Annotated in this window: 19 protein-coding genes; 15 read left to right on the top strand and 4 right to left on the bottom strand. The window is 68.3% G+C overall.

Annotation, left to right across the window (positions count from 1 at the left end):
- The first annotated feature begins 12 nt into the window (after positions 1 to 12).
- Genes ACFWPK_RS03790 through pyrF form a run of 4 tightly spaced genes read left to right on the top strand, consistent with a single transcriptional unit; the run spans position 13 to position 5,822 of the window.
- Positions 13 to 528 carry a transporter gene (locus ACFWPK_RS03790; RefSeq protein ID WP_378913008.1) on the top strand — a complete coding sequence of 172 codons (516 nt, stop codon included), beginning with the start codon at positions 13 to 15 and terminating at the stop codon, positions 526 to 528.
- Positions 525 to 1,637 (top strand): glutamine-hydrolyzing carbamoyl-phosphate synthase small subunit, encoded by a 1,113-nt coding sequence (carA, locus tag ACFWPK_RS03785; RefSeq protein ID WP_378913007.1) that lies wholly within the window; start codon positions 525 to 527, stop codon positions 1,635 to 1,637. Before ACFWPK_RS03790 ends, carA begins: the two co-directional genes overlap by 4 nt.
- Positions 1,637 to 4,999: a carbamoyl-phosphate synthase large subunit gene (gene carB / locus ACFWPK_RS03780; protein ID WP_378913006.1), complete on the top strand. Its 3,363-nt coding sequence runs from the start codon at positions 1,637 to 1,639 to the stop codon at positions 4,997 to 4,999. The genes carA and carB overlap by 1 nt, the downstream gene beginning before the upstream one ends.
- A 1-nt stretch (position 5,000) precedes the next feature.
- Positions 5,001 to 5,822, top strand: coding sequence for an orotidine-5'-phosphate decarboxylase (pyrF, locus tag ACFWPK_RS03775; protein WP_378913005.1), 822 nt, complete (start codon positions 5,001 to 5,003; stop codon positions 5,820 to 5,822).
- Positions 5,823 to 5,939: 117 nt separating this feature from the next.
- Here the strand turns inward: pyrF and ACFWPK_RS03770 are convergent, their stop codons facing one another.
- On the bottom strand, positions 5,940 to 7,043 hold the full coding sequence (locus ACFWPK_RS03770; RefSeq protein WP_378913004.1) for a serine hydrolase domain-containing protein: 1,104 nt from the start codon (positions 7,041 to 7,043) through the stop codon (positions 5,940 to 5,942).
- Positions 7,044 to 7,199: 156 nt separating this feature from the next.
- Between ACFWPK_RS03770 and ACFWPK_RS03765 the strand changes: the two genes are divergently transcribed.
- From ACFWPK_RS03765 to ACFWPK_RS03755, 3 genes are read left to right on the top strand one after another with little or no spacing between them, the layout of a single operon-like run.
- Positions 7,200 to 7,850, top strand: coding sequence for a DedA family protein (locus ACFWPK_RS03765; protein ID WP_378913003.1), 651 nt, complete (start codon positions 7,200 to 7,202; stop codon positions 7,848 to 7,850).
- Between the two features lie 19 nt (positions 7,851 to 7,869).
- Positions 7,870 to 8,994 carry a sensor histidine kinase gene (locus ACFWPK_RS03760; protein WP_378913002.1) on the top strand — a complete coding sequence of 375 codons (1,125 nt, stop codon included), beginning with the start codon at positions 7,870 to 7,872 and terminating at the stop codon, positions 8,992 to 8,994.
- Positions 8,985 to 9,641: a response regulator gene (locus tag ACFWPK_RS03755; protein ID WP_378913001.1), complete on the top strand. Its 657-nt coding sequence runs from the start codon at positions 8,985 to 8,987 to the stop codon at positions 9,639 to 9,641. The genes ACFWPK_RS03760 and ACFWPK_RS03755 overlap by 10 nt, the downstream gene beginning before the upstream one ends.
- A 4-nt stretch (positions 9,642 to 9,645) precedes the next feature.
- On the opposite strand, the gene ACFWPK_RS03750 is transcribed toward ACFWPK_RS03755, so the two are convergent.
- Positions 9,646 to 9,990 carry a DUF6463 family protein gene (locus tag ACFWPK_RS03750; RefSeq protein WP_378913000.1) on the bottom strand — a complete coding sequence of 115 codons (345 nt, stop codon included), beginning with the start codon at positions 9,988 to 9,990 and terminating at the stop codon, positions 9,646 to 9,648.
- A 30-nt stretch (positions 9,991 to 10,020) separates the two neighbouring features.
- On the opposite strand from ACFWPK_RS03750, the gene ACFWPK_RS03745 reads away from it, so the two are divergent.
- The 7 genes from ACFWPK_RS03745 (at position 10,021) to ACFWPK_RS03715 (ending at position 17,061) form a co-directional block, all read left to right on the top strand.
- On the top strand, positions 10,021 to 10,611 hold the full coding sequence (locus ACFWPK_RS03745) for a TetR/AcrR family transcriptional regulator (protein WP_378912999.1): 591 nt from the start codon (positions 10,021 to 10,023) through the stop codon (positions 10,609 to 10,611).
- Positions 10,612 to 10,959: 348 nt separating this feature from the next.
- Positions 10,960 to 11,280 carry an integration host factor, actinobacterial type gene (gene mihF / locus ACFWPK_RS03740; RefSeq protein ID WP_056815410.1) on the top strand — a complete coding sequence of 107 codons (321 nt, stop codon included), beginning with the start codon at positions 10,960 to 10,962 and terminating at the stop codon, positions 11,278 to 11,280.
- Between the two features lie 6 nt (positions 11,281 to 11,286).
- The gene (gene gmk / locus ACFWPK_RS03735) at positions 11,287 to 11,871 is read left to right on the top strand and encodes a guanylate kinase (protein ID WP_056810544.1); all 585 of its coding nucleotides are present in this window, start codon (positions 11,287 to 11,289) and stop codon (positions 11,869 to 11,871) included.
- A 27-nt stretch (positions 11,872 to 11,898) separates the two neighbouring features.
- Positions 11,899 to 12,177, top strand: coding sequence for a DNA-directed RNA polymerase subunit omega (rpoZ, locus tag ACFWPK_RS03730; RefSeq protein ID WP_056810542.1), 279 nt, complete (start codon positions 11,899 to 11,901; stop codon positions 12,175 to 12,177).
- A 29-nt stretch (positions 12,178 to 12,206) separates the two neighbouring features.
- Positions 12,207 to 13,424, top strand: coding sequence for a bifunctional phosphopantothenoylcysteine decarboxylase/phosphopantothenate--cysteine ligase CoaBC (coaBC, locus tag ACFWPK_RS03725; RefSeq protein WP_378912997.1), 1,218 nt, complete (start codon positions 12,207 to 12,209; stop codon positions 13,422 to 13,424).
- 215 nt (positions 13,425 to 13,639) lie between these two features.
- Complete coding sequence (metK, locus tag ACFWPK_RS03720) at positions 13,640 to 14,851, top strand: methionine adenosyltransferase (RefSeq protein ID WP_378912996.1); 1,212 nt, start codon at positions 13,640 to 13,642, stop codon at positions 14,849 to 14,851.
- A gap of 14 nt (positions 14,852 to 14,865) precedes the next feature.
- Positions 14,866 to 17,061, top strand: coding sequence for a primosomal protein N' (locus ACFWPK_RS03715; protein ID WP_378912994.1), 2,196 nt, complete (start codon positions 14,866 to 14,868; stop codon positions 17,059 to 17,061).
- 14 nt (positions 17,062 to 17,075) lie between these two features.
- On the opposite strand, the gene ACFWPK_RS03710 is transcribed toward ACFWPK_RS03715, so the two are convergent.
- Positions 17,076 to 17,921 (bottom strand): SDR family oxidoreductase, encoded by an 846-nt coding sequence (locus ACFWPK_RS03710; protein WP_378912993.1) that lies wholly within the window; start codon positions 17,919 to 17,921, stop codon positions 17,076 to 17,078.
- Positions 17,922 to 18,001: 80 nt separating this feature from the next.
- On the opposite strand from ACFWPK_RS03710, the gene ACFWPK_RS03705 reads away from it, so the two are divergent.
- Positions 18,002 to 18,589, top strand: coding sequence for a TetR/AcrR family transcriptional regulator (locus ACFWPK_RS03705; protein WP_378912992.1), 588 nt, complete (start codon positions 18,002 to 18,004; stop codon positions 18,587 to 18,589).
- Between the two features lie 81 nt (positions 18,590 to 18,670).
- On the opposite strand, the gene ACFWPK_RS03700 is transcribed toward ACFWPK_RS03705, so the two are convergent.
- The gene (locus ACFWPK_RS03700; protein WP_378912991.1) at positions 18,671 to 20,809 is read right to left on the bottom strand and encodes an MMPL family transporter; all 2,139 of its coding nucleotides are present in this window, start codon (positions 20,807 to 20,809) and stop codon (positions 18,671 to 18,673) included.
- Positions 20,810 to 20,834: the final 25 nt, after the last annotated feature.

Below are 20,834 nucleotides of genomic sequence, written 5' to 3'. Positions count from 1 at the left end.
GGAGGCCAGGACGTGGAAAGAACGCTGTGGGTAGTCGGGCTGCTGGCATTTTTTGTTGCATGCCTGTGGCTGATGTACCGGGCATGGCAGAAGAAGGCCACGCGGCAGCAGGCACGCATCGGCGAACTGCCGACGGTGCCGGCCGAACTGGGCGCACAACTACTGGAACCGACCACCGGTATGTACCTGGGCAGCACCATCGCGCCCAGCTGGCAGGACCGGATCGCGGTCGGTGACCTGGGATTCCGGGCGACCGCCGAACTGACGCGGTTCGAACGCGGAATTCTGCTCGAACGCGACGGCGCCACGGTGATCTGGATTCCGCAGGAATCGGTGACAGCCGTGCGTACCGAGCGCGGCCACGCGGGCAAAGTGATGACAGAAAATGGTGTGCTGGTAATTCGCTGGACACTGCCGACGGGAACCGAGATCGATACCGGTTTCCGCGGTGACGACAAGACGGTGTACCCGGCATGGACGGCCGGGGCAGCGGATTCCACCAGGGCGACGACGGGAGACGACGAATGACAGTGAAAGCAGCCTTGGTGCTCGAGGACGGCCGCGTATTCCGCGGTACCGCCTTCGGTGCCGAGGGCCAGACGCTCGGTGAGGCCGTGTTCTGCACGGCGATGACCGGGTACCAGGAAACCCTGACCGACCCCAGCTACGCCCGCCAGATCGTGGTGGCCACGGCCCCGCAGATCGGCAACACCGGCTGGAACGACGAGGACGACGAGTCCGCCAAGATCTGGGTCGCCGGTTACGCCGTGCGCGACCCCTCGCGAGTCTCCTCCAACTGGCGCGCCACCGGCACGCTGACCGACGAACTCGACCGCCAGGACGTGGTCGGCATCGCCGGCATCGACACCCGCGCGGTGGTCCGCCACCTGCGCAGCCGCGGTTCGATGAAGGCAGGCATCTTCTCCGGTGCCGCGCTGGCCAACGACGAGGAGCTCCTCGCGAGGGTCAGCGGCCAGGCTTCGATGCTGGGCGCCGACCTCGCCGAAGAGGTCAGCACCGACGCGATGTACACGATCGATCCGGTGGGTGAGCACAAGTTCACCGTCGTCGCGGTCGACCTGGGCATCAAGACCAACACCCCGCGCATGTTCGCCGAGCGCGGCGTGCGCACCCACGTGGTGCCGTCGAACACCTCCCTCGACGACATTCTCGCGCTGAACCCCAACGGTGTGTTCCTGTCGAACGGCCCCGGCGACCCGGCCACCCAGGTCGGCGCGATCGCGCTCACCCAGGGTGTGCTCGAGCGCGGCATCCCGCTGTTCGGCATCTGCTTCGGCAACCAGATCCTGGGCCGGGCGCTTGGCCGCTCGACCTACAAGATGAAGTTCGGCCACCGCGGCATCAACATCCCGGTGATCGAAGAGGGCACGGGCCGCGTCTCCATCACGGCCCAGAACCACGGCTTCGCCCTGGAAGGCGAGCGCGGCGAGGTGTTCGACACCCCGTTCGGTAAGGCCGAGGTCTCCCATATCTGCGCCAACGACGGCACCGTCGAGGGTGTGCGGCTGATCGACGGCCGCGCCTTCTCGGTGCAGTACCACCCCGAGGCCGCCGCAGGCCCGCACGACGCCGCATACCTGTTCGACCGTTTCGCCGGTCTCATGGAAGGAGCCTGATGCCTCGCCGCGAGGATCTGAAGCACATCCTGGTGATCGGCTCTGGCCCGATCGTGATCGGCCAGGCGTGCGAATTCGACTACTCCGGTACCCAGGCGTGCCGGGTGCTGCGGTCCGAAGGACTGCGCGTTTCGCTGGTGAACTCCAACCCGGCGACCATCATGACCGACCCGGAATTCGCCGACGCCACCTACGTCGAGCCGATCACCCCGGAGTTCGTCGAGAAGGTCATCGAGAAGGAACGCCCCGACGCGATCCTGGCCACCCTCGGTGGGCAGACCGCGCTCAACACCGCCGTCGCGCTACACGAGAACGGTGTGCTGCAGAAGTACAACGTCGAGCTGATCGGCGCCGACTTCGACGCCATCCAGCGCGGTGAGGACCGGCAGAAGTTCAAGGACATCGTCGCCAAGGTCGGCGGCGAGAGTGCCCGCAGCGCCGTCTGTTACACCATGGACGAAGTCCGCGAGACCGTCGCCGACCTCGGCTACCCGGTGGTCGTTCGCCCCTCGTTCACCATGGGTGGCCTCGGCTCCGGCATGGCCTACAACGAGGAAGACCTCGACCGCATCGCCGGTGGCGGCCTGGCCGCATCGCCGACCGCGAACGTCCTGATCGAGGAGTCCATCCTCGGCTGGAAGGAGTTCGAACTCGAGCTCATGCGCGACCGCAACGACAATGTGGTCATCGTCTGCTCGATCGAGAACGTCGACCCGATGGGTGTGCACACCGGTGACTCGGTCACCGTCGCCCCTGCGATGACCCTCACCGACCGGGAATACCAGAAGATGCGCGATCTCGGCATCGCGATCCTGCGCGAGGTCGGCGTCGACACCGGCGGCTGCAACATCCAGTTCGCGGTGGACCCGGCCGACGGCCGCCTGATCGTCATCGAGATGAACCCGCGTGTGTCGCGCTCCTCGGCGCTGGCGTCGAAGGCCACCGGTTTCCCGATCGCCAAGATCGCCGCCAAGCTGGCGATCGGCTACACCCTCGACGAGATCGTCAACGACATCACCGGCGAGACCCCGGCGAGCTTCGAGCCGACGCTGGACTACGTCGTCGTGAAGGCGCCGCGGTTCGCGTTCGAGAAGTTCCCCGGCGCCGACGCCACGCTGACCACCACCATGAAGTCGGTGGGTGAGGCGATGTCGATGGGCCGCAACTTCTCCGAGGCCCTCGGCAAGGTGCTGCGTTCGCTCGAGACCAAGGCCGCCAGCTTCTGGACCACCGACGACGGCCAGTGGGCTGCGACGGATCCGAGCGATCCGGCGTCGGTGCGCGAGGCCATCGAAGCCATTCTCGCCGACCTGCGCGTGCCGACCGAGGGTCGCATCTACAAGGTCGAGCGGGCGCTGCGCTTCGGCGCGAGCGTCGCAGAGGTCGCGCTGGCCTCCGGCGTGGACCCGTGGTTCGTCGCCGAGGTGCTCGGCCTGGTCGAGCTGCGTCAGGAAGTTCTCGACGCGCCCGTCCTCGACGAGGATCTGCTGCGTCGCGCCAAGCACTACGGCCTGTCCGACCGTCAGCTCGCCGCCCTGCGGCCCGAGCTGGCCGGTGAGTCGGGTGTGCGGTCGCTGCGCCACCGCCTCGCGGTGCGCCCGGTCTACAAGACCGTCGACACCTGCGCCGCGGAGTTCGAGGCCAAGACTCCGTACCACTACAGCACCTATGAGCTGGACCCCGGTGCGGAGTCCGAGGTCGCGCCGCAGCGCGAGCGCGAGAAGGTCATCATCCTGGGTTCGGGCCCCAACCGCATCGGTCAGGGCATCGAGTTCGACTACTCGTGTGTGCATGCGGCACAGACGCTTTCGGCTGCCGGGTACGAGACCGTGATGGTCAACTGCAACCCCGAGACCGTCTCCACCGACTACGACACCGCCGATCGGCTCTACTTCGAGCCGCTGACCTTCGAGGACGTCCTCGAGGTGTACAACGCCGAAGCCGAGTCGGGCACCGTCGCCGGTGTGATCGTGCAGCTCGGCGGCCAGACCCCGCTGGGTCTGGCACAGCGGCTCACCGACGCGGGCGTGCCGGTGGTCGGTACCTCCGCCGCCGCGATCGACCTGGCCGAGGACCGTGGCGAATTCGGTGACGTGCTCGTCGCCGCCGGACTGCCCGCGCCCAAGTACGGCACCGCCACCACCGTGGCGCAGGCCAAGAAGATCGCCAACGAGATCGGCTACCCGGTGCTGGTCCGCCCGTCCTACGTGCTGGGCGGGCGCGGCATGGAGATCGTCTACGACGAGCAGTCCCTCGAGGGCTACATCTCCCGCGCCACCGAACTGAACCCGGACCACCCGGTGCTGGTCGACCGTTTCCTCGAAGACGCCATCGAGATCGACGTCGACGCGCTGTGCGACGGCGAAGAGGTCTTCCTCGGCGGCGTGATGGAACACATCGAGGAAGCCGGTATCCACTCCGGTGACTCCGCCTGCGCGCTGCCCCCGATCACCCTGGGCCGCAGCGACATCGAGGCCGTGCGCCGCTCCACCATCGCGCTGGCCAAGGGCATCGGCGTCAAGGGCCTGCTCAATGTGCAGTACGCCCTCAAGGACGACGTGCTCTACGTCCTGGAAGCCAACCCCCGCGCGAGCCGGACGGTTCCGTTCGTCTCCAAGGCCACCGCCGTGCCCCTCGCAAAGGCCTGCGCGCGTGTCATGCTCGGCGCCACCATCGCCGACCTGCGCAAGGAAGGCATGCTGCCGCCCGAGGGCGACGGCGGCCACGTGCCCCTGGACGCGCCGGTCGCGGTCAAGGAAGCCGTGCTGCCCTTCCACCGGTTCCGTCGCGCCGACGGCTCCGGCGTCGACTCGCTGCTCTCCCCGGAGATGAAGTCCACCGGCGAGGTCATGGGCATCGACGCCGACTTCGGCACCGCGTTCGCCAAGAGCCAGGCCGCCGCCTACGGCTCGCTGCCGACCGAGGGCACCGTGTTCGTCTCGATCGCCAACCGCGACAAACGCGCCATGGTGTTCCCGATCAAGCGCCTGCACGACCTGGGCTTCCGTATCCTCGCCACCGAGGGCACCGCGGAAACCCTGCGCCGCAACGGCATTCCGTGCGAACAGGTGCGCAAGCACTCCGACCCGGACGCCACCGATCCGGCCACCGGCATGCCGGAAGCCTCGATCGTGGAGCAGATCCGCGACGGCGAGATCGACATCGTGTTCAACACCCCCTACGGCAACTCGGGCCCCCGCGTTGACGGCTACGAGATTCGCACCGCCGCGGTGGGCGCGAACATCCCGTGCATCACCACCGTGCAGGGCGCTGCCGCGGCGGTGCAGGGCATCGAGGCAAGCATCAACGGTGGCATCGGGGTGCGCTCGCTGCAGGAACTGCACTCGAAACTGCGTGGCTGACATGACATTCGGTCACCGGTTGCAGCACGCCATGCGGCAGTTCGGGCCAGTGTGCGTCGGCATCGACCCCCACCCCGCCCTGCTGCGGGCGTGGGGGCTCACCGAAGACGTCGACGGGCTGGAGGCTTTCGCCGAGATCTGTGTCGAGGCGTTCGACGGTCGGGTCGCCCTGGTGAAGCCGCAGGTCGCGTTCTTCGAGACCTACGGTTCCGGCGGCATCGCCGTGCTCGAGCGCACCATCTCGGTGCTGCGGGCCTCGGGCACCCTGGTGCTGGCCGATGCCAAGCGTGGCGATATCGGCTCCACGATGGATGCCTACGCGCATGCCTGGCTCGGCGACGGGCCCCTGGGTTCGGACGCCGTGACGGTCTCGCCGTACCTCGGGTTCGGGTCCCTCGACCCGGCGCTGAGCCTGGCGCAGGACAATCACCGTGGAGTGTTCGTGCTCGCGGCGACGTCCAATCCCGAAGGGGCGCAACTGCAACGGATCACCGCCGCGGACGGGCGCACCATCGCGCAGACGATGGTCGACGAGGCCGCGGCCCGCAACGCCGGGTCCGGTTTCGGCTCCGTCGGCGTGGTCGTCGGTGCGACACTCACCGAGGCACCCGACCTGTCGGCCCTCAACGGCCCGATCCTGATGCCCGGTGTGGGCGCGCAAGGCGGGGGAGCGGACTCCATCCGCGCCCTGGTCACCGAGGCGAACTTCGCCGCCGCCGTACCGGCGGTCTCGCGCGAGGTGCTCAACGCGGGCCCGTCGGTGACGGCGCTGTGCGACAAGACGGCTCAGCTGCAAGAGGAGTTCGCCTTCCTGCAGCGTTGAGAACACGACGACCGGCCGGGGTAGCGAAACGCTGCCCCGGCCTCGTCGTCGGTCGCGCCGCCGAATCAGGCGAAGTCGCCGACCGCGGTCACACAGATCGATGGTGACGAAGGATGTTCAGGCGAGGCAGTACGTTGCCGTGACCGTGGCGAACATCGACAGTGCGTCCGACGAGGCCGCTGAGCCGATCGCCATCGTCAGTGATCGTCCGTCGGTCGACCGGAACGCGTACGAGACGTAGCCGAGCAGTTCACCGCCGTGCCCCCACAGGTCGGCACCACACGGTGGTTCGAAACGCTGCAGGCCGAGGCCGTAGTGGAAGCCCATGCCCATCGGGACCGTCTCACGCATCCGGTCCAGCGCGGCGGGGCTCATCAGACGCCCACCGAGCAGTGCCGCGAAGAAGGCGTCGAGATCGGCTGTGGTGGAGATCATTTCGCCCGCGGCCCAGTCCAGTGAGGGGTTCATCTCGGTCACGTCCACCCGGCCCGCACCGTCGATGTCACGGTGTGCGGTGAGGGCGGGCGCGGGGACGCGAGGGTCCTCGCCCGGCACTGTGGTGGCGGTCAACCGCAACGGTGTGAGGACACGGTCGCGGATCTCGTCGCCGTAGCGGTGCCCGGTCACGTGCTCGATCAGCAGGCCGAGGGCGATGTAGTTGGTGTTCGAGTACCGGAAGCGGGCGCCCGGTGCGAAATAGGGGTCGTGGCGCACCGCGGTGGCGAGCAGATCACGCGGTGCGTGCGTGCGGAACCGGTCGTCGCCGCGCCACCGGTTCGTCGACATGCCCGGCTCTTTCATGTAGTCGTAGAGCCCGCTGGTGTGATTCATCAACTGCCGCACCGTGATCCGGTCGCCACCGGGAATCGGCTCTGGCAGGTGCGCGGCGATCGAACCGTCCAGCGTGACCTTGCCCTCGTCGACGAGTTGCAGCACGACGGTGGCGACGAAGGTCTTGGTGATGCTGCCGATCCGGAACCTGCTGTGCGGTCCCGGCGTGCTCGCCTGCCCGGCCGCGCTGCCCTCGTATTGCCATTCGCGCTGCCGCTCGCCGTCGGAGACTCGCAACACCACATCGGTGTCGTTCCAGCGCGCGGTGGCCTCGACCGTATCCCCGACAACCCGCCACCGTGCCGTCACGAGGACCAGAGCGGCCATCAGTGTGGCCGCCAGCACGGTGCCCACAACGACCACAGAGGCCCGAAACAGTTTCTGTCGCATACCTTTCGACGCTAGGGACGCGTCCGGCCCGCAGCGATGGTGTACGCCCCGCGACAGGGGTGCGGAAAACCCCACCCCCGAGCTGCGGTCGCGCCGCGTCGAACCGGGGGGTTGACGCTACTGATCGCGGGGTCCCGGCTACCTAGCGTCGAAAGCATGGATACGACAGGGAATTCGACCGAACTGACCGGCATCGCCGGGTGGGCGGTACAGCTGATGGAACAGCTCGGTGGCTTCGGCGCCGGCCTCGCGATCGCACTCGAGAACCTCTTCCCCCCGCTGCCCAGCGAGGTGATCCTGCCGCTGGCAGGCTTCACTGCAGGCCTCGGGCGATTCAGCCTGGCCGAGGTCCTGCTGTGGACCACCCTGGGCTCGGTGGTCGGTGCCCTCGCCCTCTACGGTCTCGGTGCCGCACTCGGCCGCGACCGCCTGCGCCGCATCGTCGACCGGCTACCCCTGGTGAGACTGTCCGACCTGGACCGCACCGAGGACTGGTTCGCCCGCCACGGCGACAAGGCAGTCTTCTTCGGCCGGATGATCCCGATCTTCCGCAGCCTGATCTCGATCCCCGCGGGCGTCGAACGCATGCCCCTCATCCGCTTCACGCTGCTGACCACGGCGGGCAGCCTGTTGTGGAACGCGGACTTCGTGTTCGCGGGCTTCTTTCTCGGCGAGAACTGGCACGTCGTCGAGACCTACGCGGGCATCCTGCAGAAGGCCGTGATCGTCGCCGTGCTCGTGGCCGCGACGGTGTTCGTCGTCCGGCGCGTGCGTCAGCGGCAGGCGCAGCCGAGCACCGGCCGATGAGATTCGCGAGAATTGGGCGATGAGCACCTCCACGGCGCGATCGTCACGCGTCGCCGCCGCTGTCGCGGGATATCTGCTCGGCGTGCTCACCGTGCCGCTGGACCTGTTCGGTGTGCTCGCCACGCCGATCGCCGCGAACCTCACCGACCGGATCGCCCAGGGGGAGCACCGGCGTCTCACCCGGTTGCTCGGCGTGCGGTCGAACGGCGCGCCGAGCGGAGCGCGAGCCGCGGGATATCTGGCGGTCCGCGCGCTGGTCGGCGTGCTCGGCGTGCTGGTGCTCGCCCTGTCGGGGTTGGGGGTCGTCGTCGCGGTGGCCGTGGTCTACGGCGCGAGCACCGGCGCCGCGGTGCCGATCATCGACGCGACCGAACCCGGGCAGGTCACCTGGGCGACGGTCACCGTGCTCGCACTTCCCGGCGCGGTGCTCGGCTTCCTCGCCGTGCAGGGTTTGCTCGGGGTGGTGCGGGCCGAAGCCTGGTGCCTGCGCCGGAGCACGCGCCCTGGCCAGGACGAACTGGCTCAGCGGGTCGCCCAGCTCACCACCACCCGCGCCGAGGTGGTCGAGGTGATCGACGACGAACGGCGGCGTATCGAACGCGATCTGCACGACGGTGTGCAACAGCGGGTGGTCGCCTTGTCGATCCTGCTCGGCCGGATGGACCGGGCGGCCGACGAGGACGGGCGCGCCGACCTGCGACGGCGTGCGATCGCCGAGACCGGGCACATCCTCGACGAATTGCGCGAGGTCTCCTGGCGCATCTACCCGGCCATGCTCGCCCGCGACGGCCTGCGCGCCGCCCTCGAAGCCCTCGCCGACCGCACCCCGGTGCCGACGCGACTGACCGTCGACCTCGATGAACGCGCACCCCGGCCGGTCGAATCGGCCTGTTATTTCACCGCGAGCGAGGCGATCACCAACGCCATCAAACATTCCGGAGCCACGGCCGTCGAGGTCGCGGTGGAGCGCGACGGCCGCACAGTGCGCTTGCGTGTCCGCGACGACGGAAAAGGTGGTGCCGACCCCACCGGACACGGCCTGACCGGCATCGCCACCCGCGTCACCGCGCTGGACGGCACCATGACAGTGGACAGCCCGCCGGGCGGCCCGACGATCATCACCGTGGAGGTTCCGTGCGGATAACCCTGGCCGAGGACTCGGCGCTGCTGCGCGAGAGCCTGGCGCAGCTGCTCACCGCCGAGGGTCACGAGATCGTGGACTCCGTCGGCACCGCGACCGAACTGCTGGCCGCCGTGCGGGTGCGCCCGCCCGACCTGGTCATCGCCGATGTGCGGATGCCGCCCGACCATGTCGACGAGGGGATCAGAGCGGCGCTGGAGATCCGCCGCGACCAGCCGGGAATCGCGATCCTGGTGCTGTCACAGTACGTCGAGCGCAGGCACGCGGCGGAGTTCCTCACCGGCACCGGCGGCATCGGCTACCTGCTCAAGGACCGGGTCGCCGCGATCGGCTCGTTCCTCGACGCCGTCGACCGGGTGGGTACCGGCGGCACCGCCTTCGACCCGGAGGTGGTTCGCCAGCTCCTGCTGCACAATCGCGCCGACTCGCCGCTGCACCGGCTCACCGAGCGCGAACGCGAGGTGCTCGAACTCATGGCGCAGGGCCTGAGCAACGCGGCGATCTGCGGACAGCTCTACGTCACCCGCAGCGCCGTCGAGAAACACATCAACGCGATCTTCACCAAGCTGGACCTACCGGCCGGCGAGGCACACAACCGGCGGGTGCTCGCCATCCTGGAGCACCTGCGGGCGGGTGCGGCGCAGGGGTGACCGCTCAGGCCGCGACCCGCTCGTTCCTGGCCCGCCACCAGCCGAACGCGCCGATGCCGAGCGGCGCCAGCACCGTCAGGAACCCCGACAGCGGCATGAACGCCAGGCCGGACACCGTGACCGCGCCGAGCACGAGCAGCACCGCGCCGGGCACATACCCCAGCGCGCGCTCCAGCGCGATGATCGCGATGCCGAAACCGATGCTGACCACGCCGAACTCGGTGAACCAGAAGGTGAGCTCGACATCTTGATCGGCGGCGAAGAACAGCGCGACGCCGAGGGCGGTATGGGCGGTGCCGATGAAGGTGAGCAGCGCACCGGCGAGCGGGAATCTTGTTCTTGAATCCATATTCATAAACTGTGCCACTAGGCTGATCCGGTGGCAAGACCCCGCCTTTTCACCGACGATCAGGTGCTCGACGCGGCCCGCGATCTGCTCGCCGACCCCGCGATCACCCGGCCCGCCATCACGGCGATCGGCACGGCCGCCGGTGTGCACTCGGGGTCGATCTATGTGCGTTTCGCCTCACGTGACGAACTGCTCGCCCGCCTGTGGCTGCGGTCGATCCGCCGCTTCCACGAGGGCTTCGTCACGGCACTGACCGGCCCCGCGCCACTGCTGTCCGCCGCCATGTTCCTGCCGCGCTATTGCCGCGCGCACCCCACCGAGGCGCGGGCGATGAAGATGTTCCATCGCGACGAACTCCTCGAGGTCGGCGCCGAGGATCTGCGGGCCGCGATCGCCGGCGTCAACGACGGGATGAACGCCGCCCTGCTGACTGCCGTCGTGACCGAATTCGGGATCGCCGACGACCGATCGATGGCCATCGCGGGCGCCGCCGTGAAGGCGATTCCGTACGGTCTTGTCCGCGATTACATCGCCCGCGCGGCCCCGATTCCGGACTGGATCGACGAGGTTGTGGCGACCGCGTCGGGTGCGGTTCTCGACGAGTTTCGTGCCCGATCTTGACGACACGCTGTACGAAATCGTGCGACACGCGGGCTTTTTCAGGAAACCCGCTGGTCGCGCGCCACCGGGTTTGCCAGGGCGGCACGCGGCCCTCGCGCTACCTGGTGGCTATCATCGCCCATATCGGTATAACCGCAGGTGGGGATGCATTTCAGTAATTCGGCTGTACGATCGAGACGTTGGAATCAGCCGTCACCGCATCGGGTCCGCGCGCGCCATACGGCATTCGTAATCCTGCCCTGACCTGGGGGTCGGGTTCGCAATCGGCGCGCACCGTGGGTACGGTCGCACAGACCGTCCGGGTAACCGGCGGTAGATCTGGCAATGAACGATGAGACGGAGGAACCCGTGGCCCTTCCCCAGCTGACTGATGAGCAGCGCGCCGCTGCTCTGGAGAAGGCGGCTGCCGCTCGCCGCGCTCGGGCAGAGCTCAAGGAGCGCCTGAAGCGCGGTGGAACGAACCTGAAGCAGGTCCTCACCGATGCCGAGTCCGATGAGATTCTCGGCAAGATGAAGGTTTCTGCGCTGCTCGAGGCTCTGCCGAAGGTGGGCAAGGTCAAGGCGGCGGAGATCATGACCGAGCTGGAGATCGCGCCTACGCGTCGTCTCCGTGGTCTCGGTGCCCGGCAGCGCGCCGCGCTGCTCACCCGCTTCGACTTCGACGCCTAAAGTCTGGTGGACAAAAACACGCGGAAGGGCCGGCTGGTAGTACTGGTCGGCCCCTCGGCCGTGGGTAAATCCACGGTCGTGCGGTGCGTGCGGGAACGCCTGCCCGAATTGGTCTTCAGTGTGTCGGCCACGACGCGGGACCCCCGTCCCGGCGAGGTCGACGGTCTCGACTACCGCTTCGTTTCCCGAGTCGAGTTCGACGCCATGATCGCGGCGGACGAATTGCTCGAATGGGCAGACATCCATGGGGGGTTGCAGCGATCGGGCACCCCCGCCGCCCCGGTGCGAGAAGCGCTGGCGAGCGGACTTTCCGTACTGATCGAAGTCGACCTGGCCGGTGCACGGTCGGTCCGGCAGGCGATGCCGGAAGCACTGCTGGTGTTTCTCGCGCCGCCGAGCTGGGAAGAACTGGTCTCGCGGCTGCGTTCACGCGGCACCGAGACGCCCGAGGTGATCGAGCGCAGGCTCGAGACGGCCCGGGTCGAATTGGCGGCCTGTGACGAGTTCGACACGGTCATCGTGAACAGCGAGGTAACGACCGCTTGTGAGCAGTTGGTATCGTTGTTCGTTAGCACAAATTCGAGTTCTTGACCCACTAACCCGCAGGAGTCACCCCTAGTGAGCACGGACATCACCGCAGTACCCGCGTACGACACTCCGATCGGCCTCACCAACCCCCCGATCGACGAGCTGCTCGAGCGCACGTCCTCCAAGTACGCCCTGGTGATCTACGCGGCCAAGCGCGCCCGTCAGATCAACGATTACTACAACCAGCTCGGTGACGGCATCCTCGAGTACGTCGGCCCGCTCGTCGAGCCGGGTCTGCAGGAGAAGCCGCTGTCGGTCGCCATGCGCGAAATTCACTCCGACCTGCTCGAACACACCGAGGGCGAGTGACAATCTCTAGTCCGGAGGCGTAGAAGACCATGCGGATCGTCGTCGGGGTCGGCGGGGGCATCGCCGCCTATAAGGCGTGTGCCCTCGTTCGCCGTTTCACCGAGACCGGACACCAGGTGCGGGTGATTCCCACCGAGTCGGCTCTACAGTTCATCGGTAAGGCGACCTTCGAGGCGCTGTCCGGGCAGCCGGTGCACACCACGGTGTTCGCCGACGTGCCCGAGGTGCCGCATGTCCGGATCGGCCAGGAGGCCGATCTCGTCGTCATCGCCCCCGCCACCGCGGATCTGATGGCGCGCGCCGCACAGGGGCGCGCCGACGATCTGCTCACCGCCACCTTGCTGACGGCCCGATGTCCGGTGCTGTTCGCGCCCGCGATGCACACCGAGATGTGGGAGCATCCGGCGACGGTGGCCAATGTCGCGACCTTGCGCGCGCACGGCGCCAACGTGATGGAACCCGCCTCGGGTCGGCTCACCGGCACCGATACCGGTCCCGGACGGCTGCCCGAACCGGAGGAGATCTTCGGTCTGGCCTCGCTGCTGCTCGAACGTGCCGACGCGCTGCCTCGCGACCTGACCGGTCGCCGCGTGGTGATCACCGCCGGTGGTACGAGGGAACCCCTCGACCCGGTGCGCTTCCTCGGCAACCGCAGCTCCGGCAAGCAGGGCTATGCCCTGGCCAGGGTCGCCGCCCAGCGTGGCGCCCAGGTGACGTTGATCGCGGGCAACACCATCGAGCTCGCGCCGCCCGCCGCGGTCGAACTGGTCCACATCACCACCGCCGACCAGCTCAAGACCGCGGTCGACAAGCACGCGCTCGGCGCCGATGCGGTGATCATGGCGGCCGCGGTCGCCGATTTCCGTCCGACACACGTGGCCGCCGCGAAGATCAAGAAGGGCGCCGACGAACCCGACGTGATCCCGCTGACCAAGAACGAGGACATCCTCGCCGGCTTGGTCGACGCCCGCACCGAGGGACGGCTCGCCGGTACCGCGATCGTCGGTTTCGCCGCCGAGACCGGTGACGACAACGGCGACGTGCTCACCCACGCGCGCGCGAAACTGGCGCGCAAGGGCTGCGATCTGCTCGTCGTCAACGCGGTGGGTGAGGGCAAGGCGTTCGAGGTCGACACCAACGACGGCTGGTTGCTCGGCGCCGACGGCACCGAACAGGCCCTCGATCACGGATCGAAGGCGCTGCTGGCCAGCCGGGTGCTCGACGCGCTGGTCCCGCTGCTGCCCTGACCGGGGAGTTCGCGTCGACTTCGCGCGAAAACAGTTGCGCGGCAACGAGGGTCGGGCAGTTTACCGTCCGCGTGGGTGTTCGCGGTCCGGCTTGATACTTACTCGCCACCATGTCGGTGGTTTGGAATAGTCTTGATGAGAAGGGTTGCGCGGTAACACCGAGAAGTTACCGTCACAAGCCGAACGAGTAACCCGTTGAGGGAGAGGGAAGAACTGTGCGTACGACAGGTAGTCGGCTATTCACCAGTGAGTCCGTGACCGAAGGTCATCCGGACAAGATCTGTGACGCGATCAGCGATTCCATCCTCGACGCATTGCTCGCGGAGGACCCGAGCAGCCGGGTCGCGGTGGAAACCATGGTCACCACGGGGCAGGTCCATGTCGCGGGCGAGGTCACCACCTCCGCCTACGCCGACATCCCGCGGATCGTCCGTGAGAAGGTCCTCGAGATCGGATACGACTCCTCCGCAAAGGGATTCGACGGCAATTCCTGCGGTGTCAACATCGCGATCGGGGCCCAGTCGCCCGATATCGCCCAGGGTGTCGACACCTCGCACGAAGCGCGCGTCGGCGGTTCCGACGACGCGATCGAGCGTCAGGGCGCCGGTGACCAGGGCCTGATGTTCGGCTACGCCACCATCGACACGCCCGAGCTGATGCCGCTGCCGATCGCGCTCGCGCACCGGCTCTCGCGCAAGCTCACCGAGGTCCGTAAGTCGGGCGTGCTGCCCTACCTGCGCCCCGACGGCAAGACCCAGGTCACCATCGAATACGACGGTGACCGCCCGGTCCGCCTCGATACGGTCGTCATCTCCACCCAGCACGCCGCCGATATCGACCTGGACAACCTGCTCGCCCCCGATATCCGCGAGAAGGTCGTCGACGCCGTCATCGGTGATCTGAACCTGCCCAGCCTGGACACCTCCGAAATCCGCCTGCTGGTCAACCCCACCGGCAAGTTCGTCCTCGGTGGCCCGATGGGCGATGCGGGCCTGACCGGCCGCAAGATCATCGTCGACACCTACGGCGGCATGGCCCGCCACGGCGGCGGCGCGTTCTCCGGCAAGGATCCGTCGAAGGTCGACCGCTCGGCCGCCTACGCCATGCGCTGGGTCGCCAAGAACGTCGTGGCCGCGGGCCTGGCGGATCGCGTCGAGGTGCAGGTCGCGTACGCGATCGGCAAGTCGGCTCCCGTCGGCCTGTTCGTCGAGACCTTCGGCACCGAGAAGATCGACCCGGTGCGTATCTCCACCGCCATCTCCGAGGTCTTCGACCTGCGTCCGGGCGCGATCATCCGCGATCTCGACCTGCTGCGCCCGATCTACGCACCGACCGCGGCCTACGGCCACTTCGGCCGCACCGATGTAGACCTGCCCTGGGAGCACACGGACCGCGCCGACAAGCTGCGCGCGGCCGTCGGCCTGTAATAACCACGGACCGCGTGGCAGCGGACGAAACATCGACAGCAGCGGGACACCCCATCGCGAGGGTGCTCCCGCTGCTTTCGCCTGCCCACCTCGACCGCGACTTCGATTACCTCGTCCCACCTGAACTGGACGAGATCGCCCAGCCGGGCGTGCGCGTGCGCGTCCGTTTCGCGGGTCGTCTCGTCGATGGATACCTGCTGGAACGGCTCCCGCACAGCGACCACAACGGCAAGATGATGCCACTCGAACGGGTCGTCTCCCCGGAACGCGTCCTCACCCCGGAAGTTCTGCGCCTGGCCACCGCCGTCGCCACCCGCTATGCGGGGACTCGGCCCGATGTCCTTCGCCTGGCGATTCCCCCGCGTCACGCCCGCACCGAAACCGGCGGCACGAAGAAAACCGGCACCACAACGAAAGCGGCGAGTGCCGCGACGGAAGGTGCTGATAGCGCGGATGATTCGGTGTCCGGCCTGGTCGAGGCAGGCCCGACCGGTGAGCAAGGTGCGGGCGAGGTAGGCGATCCGGCCGAGGAGTTCGACGGAGGTGCGGGGGACAAGGTGGATACGACGGCCGGGGAGGTCCTGGTCGATGCCGCGGCGGAATCGCGCATCGAGGTCAATGCGTCGGCGTGGGGGCGGTATGCGCACGGCTTGGGGTTCGTCGGTGCGCTGGCACAGGGCAAGGGTGTACGGGCGGCATGGCAAGCGTTGCCTGGAGAGGACTGGGCGGCGCGGCTGGCGGAGTTGGCGGCGACGGTGGTGGCCGCTGGTCGCAGTGCGGTGTTGATGGTGCCGGATCAGCGGGACCTCGATCGGTTGCTTGCCGAATGTGTCGCACTGGTGGGTGATTCAGCTGTCGGACTGTCGGCGGGCTTGGGTCCCGCAGCGCGGTATCGACGGTGGTTGGCGGTGTTGCGGGGGCAGGCCCGGATCGTGGTGGGCACTCGGGCGGCGGTGTTCGCGCCCGCACGGGACCTAGGGCTGATCGCGATGTGGGACGACGGCGACGACACCTACGCCGAGCCGCGTTCCCCGTATCCGCACGCTCGCGAAGTGGCGATGTTGCGGGCGCACGAGACAGGTGCCGCGTTCGTCGCCGCCGGTTTTGCGCGCACCGCCGAAATCCAGGCAGTGGTCGAATCCGGTTGGGCGCGAGACCTTCTCGCGGAACGTCAGACGTTGCGGGAGGTGACGCCCCGGATCAGCGCGCCCGGCGACAGCGATTACGCGCTGGAACGCGACGCGCTGGCCCGCTCGGTGCGGATGCCCGGCGTTGCGTTCGCGGCCGCCCGCTCCGCGATCAAAGAGAACGCCGCTGTGCTGGTCCAGGTGCCGCGGCGAGGCTATGTTCCGTCGCTGGCCTGTGCGAAATGTCGCACCCCCGCGCGCTGCAGGCACTGCAACGGACCGTTGGCGCTACCGCATTCGGGCAATGGTGAAGCGGCGAGCCCACAGTGCAAGTGGTGCGGCATCACCGAAGCCGCGTTCCGCTGCCAGGCCTGCGGTGCGCGAGCGCTGCGGGCGACGGTGATCGGCGCGGCTCGCACCGCCGAAGAGCTCGGCCGCGCCTTCTCCGGCGTCCCGATCCGCGCCTCGGGGGGTGGGGAAGTGCTCGATACCGTCGAGCCGGGTGCTCAGGTGGTCGTGGCTACCGTCGGTGCCGAACCGCTCGTGCGCGGCGGTTACGGTGTCGCTCTGCTGCTCGACGGATGGGCGCTGCTCGGGCGCGCTGACCTGCGCGCGAGTGAGGACACTCTGCGCCGCTGGATGGGTGCCGCGGCCCTGGTGCGGCCTCGCGGACAGGTCATCGTGATGGCCGAGCCCTCCCTGCCCACGGTCCAGGCACTGGTTCGCTGGGACCCGGTCAACCATGCCGCCGCCGAACTCGAAGCCCGCGCCGAAGTCGGCTTCCCACCCGCGGTCCGTCTCGCCGCCGTCGACGGCACCACCGCCTCGATCGCCGAATTGCTCGACGCCACAACACTTCCCGACGGCACCGAGATCCTCGGCCCCGTCCCCCTACCGCCGACGGCCCGTAAACCCTTCTCCGGCACCGACTCTCCCGCCGAAGTCGAACGCATGCTCCTGCGCGTACCCCGCTCGGGCGGCGCGCCCCTCGCCCGCGCCCTCACCGCCGCCCAAGCGATCCGCAGCTCCCACCGCTCCGACGCACCCCTTCGCGTCCAGATCGACCCTGTCGACATCGGCTGACCGGGGCACCTCGGTCAGGCGTACATCGCCCGGTGGCGCCTTGCCCACTGCGCGTAGGCGGTGGCCGGTCGACCGAGAACGTCCTCGATATCAGTGCTGACCTGCTGCTCTTGCGCCGTGGGCGTGCCGAGGATGGTCAGGGTGTGGTCGGCGACCGGTTCGGGCATGAAGCGGAGCATGTTCTGTTTGGCCTGTTCGGCGGTGAGTTCGAGGAAGGTGAGCGGGGTGTCGATCGCTTCGGCGAGTGCTGCCGCCTGGTCGCGGGGAGTGACCACCGCGGGGCCGGTCAGCGTGTAGGCGCGGGTGTGGTGACCGTCTTCGAGCAGGGCTGCCGCGGCCACGGCGGCGATATCGGCGGGGTCCACGGCGGGCAGGCCGATATCGCCGAAGGGCGCCGCGACGATGCGCTGGGTCCGGACCGGTTCGATCCACGCGAAGGTGTTGGAGAAGAACGCGCCGGGACGCAGCGCCGTCCACTCGAGGCCGGACTCGGCGAGTGCCTGTTCGAAGGCGATGGTTCTGGCGTAGCCCTCGGAGTGGGGGCGGGTCACCGCGCCTTGCGAGGAAACGAAGACGACCCGGCGCACGCCGGCATCGGCGGCGGTTTTCAGCAGCAGCGCGGGCTCGGGGCCGGTCATCAGTTGCTCGCCGGTGATCAGCAGGAACAGCGCGTCGGCGCCGTGCAGGGCGGGGGAGAGACTGTCGACATCGCCCAGGTCGGCGACAGCGTGCTCGACGCCCGTGGGCAGCTCGACGGGGCGAGTACCCCGGGATACGGCCCTGACCTGCGCACCCGCGTCGGCGAGTAGTCCGACCAGGGTGCTGCCGATGTTGCCGGTCGCTCCGGTGACGACGATCATGTGAATCCTTAGTTAGTTGGCTGACTGAATTGCTGAACAGAACGTATCCCATGAGCCGTCAGCTGTCTATAGTTAGTTGTATGACTAAATCGGACGCGCAGGTCAGCCCGAAGATCGGGAAGCAGGAACGCCTGGTCCAAGCGGCGATGCGCGTGTTCTACCAGCAGGGCATCGAGAAGACGACGATCGCCGAGATCGCGCGCGAAGCCGACGTGCCGGTCGGCAATGTCTACTACTACTTCAAGACCAAGGACCAGTTCATCGCCGCGGTCATCGCCCTGCACGCGCAGGTACTGGCCGGAGCTGTCGCCGAGATCGCCGAACTGCCGGGGCCCGACGAGAGGTTGAAGGCGATGGTGCGCAGCTGGGTCGACGAGCGGGAGATGGCGGCGCGCTTCGGTTGCCCGTTCGGCTCGCTGGCCGCCGAGCTCGACAAGCGGGAGGACGCCTTCCGCGGCGAGCCAGCACGCGTGATGGGGCTACTCGTGGACTGGGCGCGCACGCAGTTCGCCGACCTGGGGCGCGCCGACGCCGCTGAGCTCGCGATCGCGTTCGTCGCGGCCTATCAGGGCATCTCGTTGCTCACCAACACCTTCCGCGACCCGCAGCTGATGGTCACCGAGGGTGCCCGCCTGGAGCGATGGATCGACGAGCTGGCCGTGCGGTAGGCGCGTCGCGACGCCCGGCGCGGTGTGCCGGGCGTCGTCGGCTCGGGTGAAATCCGTTCAGGCCGTGATGGTTTCACGCTCTTACCGAACCCCTGGGGCTTGCGGCAGCGACTCGCCTTCGATGTCGACGTGGGGCAGCAGCCGCTCGAGCGGACGCGGCAACCACCACGCCCAGCGACCGAGCAGCGCCATCACAGCGGGGATCAGTGTCATGCGCACGATCAGCGCGTCGAACAGCACGCCGACGCCCATCGCGAAACCGATCGGGCCGATCATGGTGTTGTGGCTGAACAGGAATCCGGCAAAGACCGCGATCATGATCACCGCCGCCGCCGCGACCACCCGCACGCTGTGGGCGTAACCGGTGCGCACCGCGGTGAGCGCTGATCCGTTTCCGGTGACGTAGGCCTCGCGCATCCGCGACACCAGGAACACCTGGTAGTCCATCGCCAGGCCGAACAGCACCCCGATCAGCAGGATCGGCAGGAACGCGAGGATCGGCGCCGGGTGATGCACATTGAGCACCGAACCCAGCCAGCCCCACTGGTACACCGCGGTGGTCGCGCCGAGCGCGGCGGCCAGGGAGAGCAGGAAGCCGAGCGCCGCGGTGAGCGGAACCAGCAGTGAGCGGAAGGCCAGCATCAGCAGGGTCAATGCCAGGCCGACCACCACGATCAGAAACGGTGCCAGCGCGGCGGAGAGCTTGCGTGCCACATCGATCGCGATCACCGTCTCGCCGGTCAGGTGCAGGGTCGCACCGTGATCGGCGTGCAGGTCGGCCCCGCCGCGCCGGATCGACTTCGCCAGGGTGGCAGTGTCTTCCGAGCTGGGTTCGGTGGTCGGGACGACCACGAACTGAGCGGTGTCAGCGGCGGCGTTCACCTCGGGTGGCAGCGTCATGGCGACGCCCGGTAGCACGGCGATCTGCTCGATCGCGGCCTGGGTCTGGGCTTGGATACGGCTCGGTTCGCCCTGCACCACCGCGACGAGCGGCCCGTTCAGGCCGGGCGTGTAGGCCTCGGCGAGCAGATCGTAGGACTGACGCGCGACGGTATCGGTCGGCTCCTGGCCGGCATTGGGCAGGCCCAGACGCAGCCCGAGCGCGGGCAGCGCGATCACCGCGAGCACGCCGATGCCCGCCAGTAACGTGAGGATCGGGCGTCTTGTCACCAGCTCGCCCCAGCGATTGGGGCGCTGCGACGCCTCGATCGAGGCAAGTCCCCGGCCGCGCGGAATCAAGCGTTCGCCGGTGAGCCCGAGAATCGCGGGCAACAGCGTAATCGCCAGCAGTACAACAACTCCCACGCTCGCCGCGGCCGCGAGGCCCATGCCGGTGAGGAACGGGATCCGCGCGATCGCCAGGCCACACAGGGCGATCAGCACGGTGGCGCCCGCGAAAACGACCGCACTGCCCGCCGTCGCGATGGATCGCGCCGCGGACTCACGCACCGGCATCGCCTCCGCCAATTGCTGACGGTGCCGCGACACGATGAACAGCGTGTAGTCGATACCGACCGCCAAACCGAGCATCAGCGACAGTGCCAGCGTGGCCGACGACGCGTCGAACAGGGTCGAGGCCGCGACCACGCCCCCGGTGCCGATACCGACCCCGACCAGCGCGAGCAGCAACGGCAGACCCGCGGCGAGCAGTGAACCGAAGGTAATGACCAGCACGGCCATCGCGATCGCCACCCCGACCGCCTCGGACGGACCGACGAACGACGCCTCGGTGTAGAACGGGCCACCGGTGAGCAGCGGCCGCAATCCCTCGGCGCTCAACCGGTCGCGCACCGTCTCCACCGACGCTGTCGCGGTCGGATTCACCGGGGTCGCGAAGGTGATGTCGACGAAGGTGACCGCACCGTTTTCCGAGACCGCGAACGCCGCCGGGGTGACGCTGTCGATGCCGGGGGTGCCGCTCAGTGTCGCGAGTTCGGCGTCGATCTGGGTCAGCGGCAGCGGAGCGCCGTCGGGTGCCCGCACGAGGAGCCTGGCAGGCGCCTCGCCCGGTGTGGTCGGCGCGCCCTCGCCGAAGCTGTCGACCAGCACGATCTGGGCGCGGTCGGATTCGGTGCCGGGAATGTCGAACCGATCGGAAACCTTGGCGCCCAAGGTGATTCCGACCAGTGCGACTGCAGTGGCGAGCAGTGACCAGACGGCGACCACCCGCCACGGATTGCGAAAACAGAGATCGCCGAGGCGATAGAGAACTCGCGCCATGGGGTACCCCTTCAGGGTATTTAGC

It is taken from the genome of Nocardia sp. NPDC058519 (genome assembly GCF_042719755.1).
Classification (GTDB): domain Bacteria; phylum Actinomycetota; class Actinomycetes; order Mycobacteriales; family Mycobacteriaceae; genus Nocardia.
Note: the sequence above shows the minus strand (reverse complement) of the source record. Positions and strands in the feature narration are given on the sequence as shown.

Coding starts and splice junctions, on each gene's coding strand:
- ACFWPK_RS03750 (WP_378913000.1), bottom strand. CDS start 9,990: ATGGATTCAAGAACAAGATTCCCGCTCGCCGGTGCGCTGCTCACCTTC.
- carB (WP_378913006.1), top strand. CDS start 1,637: ATGCCTCGCCGCGAGGATCTGAAGCACATCCTGGTGATCGGCTCTGGC.
- carA (WP_378913007.1), top strand. CDS start 525: ATGACAGTGAAAGCAGCCTTGGTGCTCGAGGACGGCCGCGTATTCCGC.
- ACFWPK_RS03700 (WP_378912991.1), bottom strand. CDS start 20,809: ATGGCGCGAGTTCTCTATCGCCTCGGCGATCTCTGTTTTCGCAATCCG.
- ACFWPK_RS03770 (WP_378913004.1), bottom strand. CDS start 7,043: ATGCGACAGAAACTGTTTCGGGCCTCTGTGGTCGTTGTGGGCACCGTG.
- ACFWPK_RS03765 (WP_378913003.1), top strand. CDS start 7,200: ATGGATACGACAGGGAATTCGACCGAACTGACCGGCATCGCCGGGTGG.
- ACFWPK_RS03760 (WP_378913002.1), top strand. CDS start 7,870: ATGAGCACCTCCACGGCGCGATCGTCACGCGTCGCCGCCGCTGTCGCG.
- ACFWPK_RS03710 (WP_378912993.1), bottom strand. CDS start 17,921: ATGATCGTCGTCACCGGAGCGACCGGCAACATCGGCAGCACCCTGGTC.
- ACFWPK_RS03705 (WP_378912992.1), top strand. CDS start 18,002: ATGACTAAATCGGACGCGCAGGTCAGCCCGAAGATCGGGAAGCAGGAA.
- pyrF (WP_378913005.1), top strand. CDS start 5,001: ATGACATTCGGTCACCGGTTGCAGCACGCCATGCGGCAGTTCGGGCCA.
- coaBC (WP_378912997.1), top strand. CDS start 12,207: ATGCGGATCGTCGTCGGGGTCGGCGGGGGCATCGCCGCCTATAAGGCG.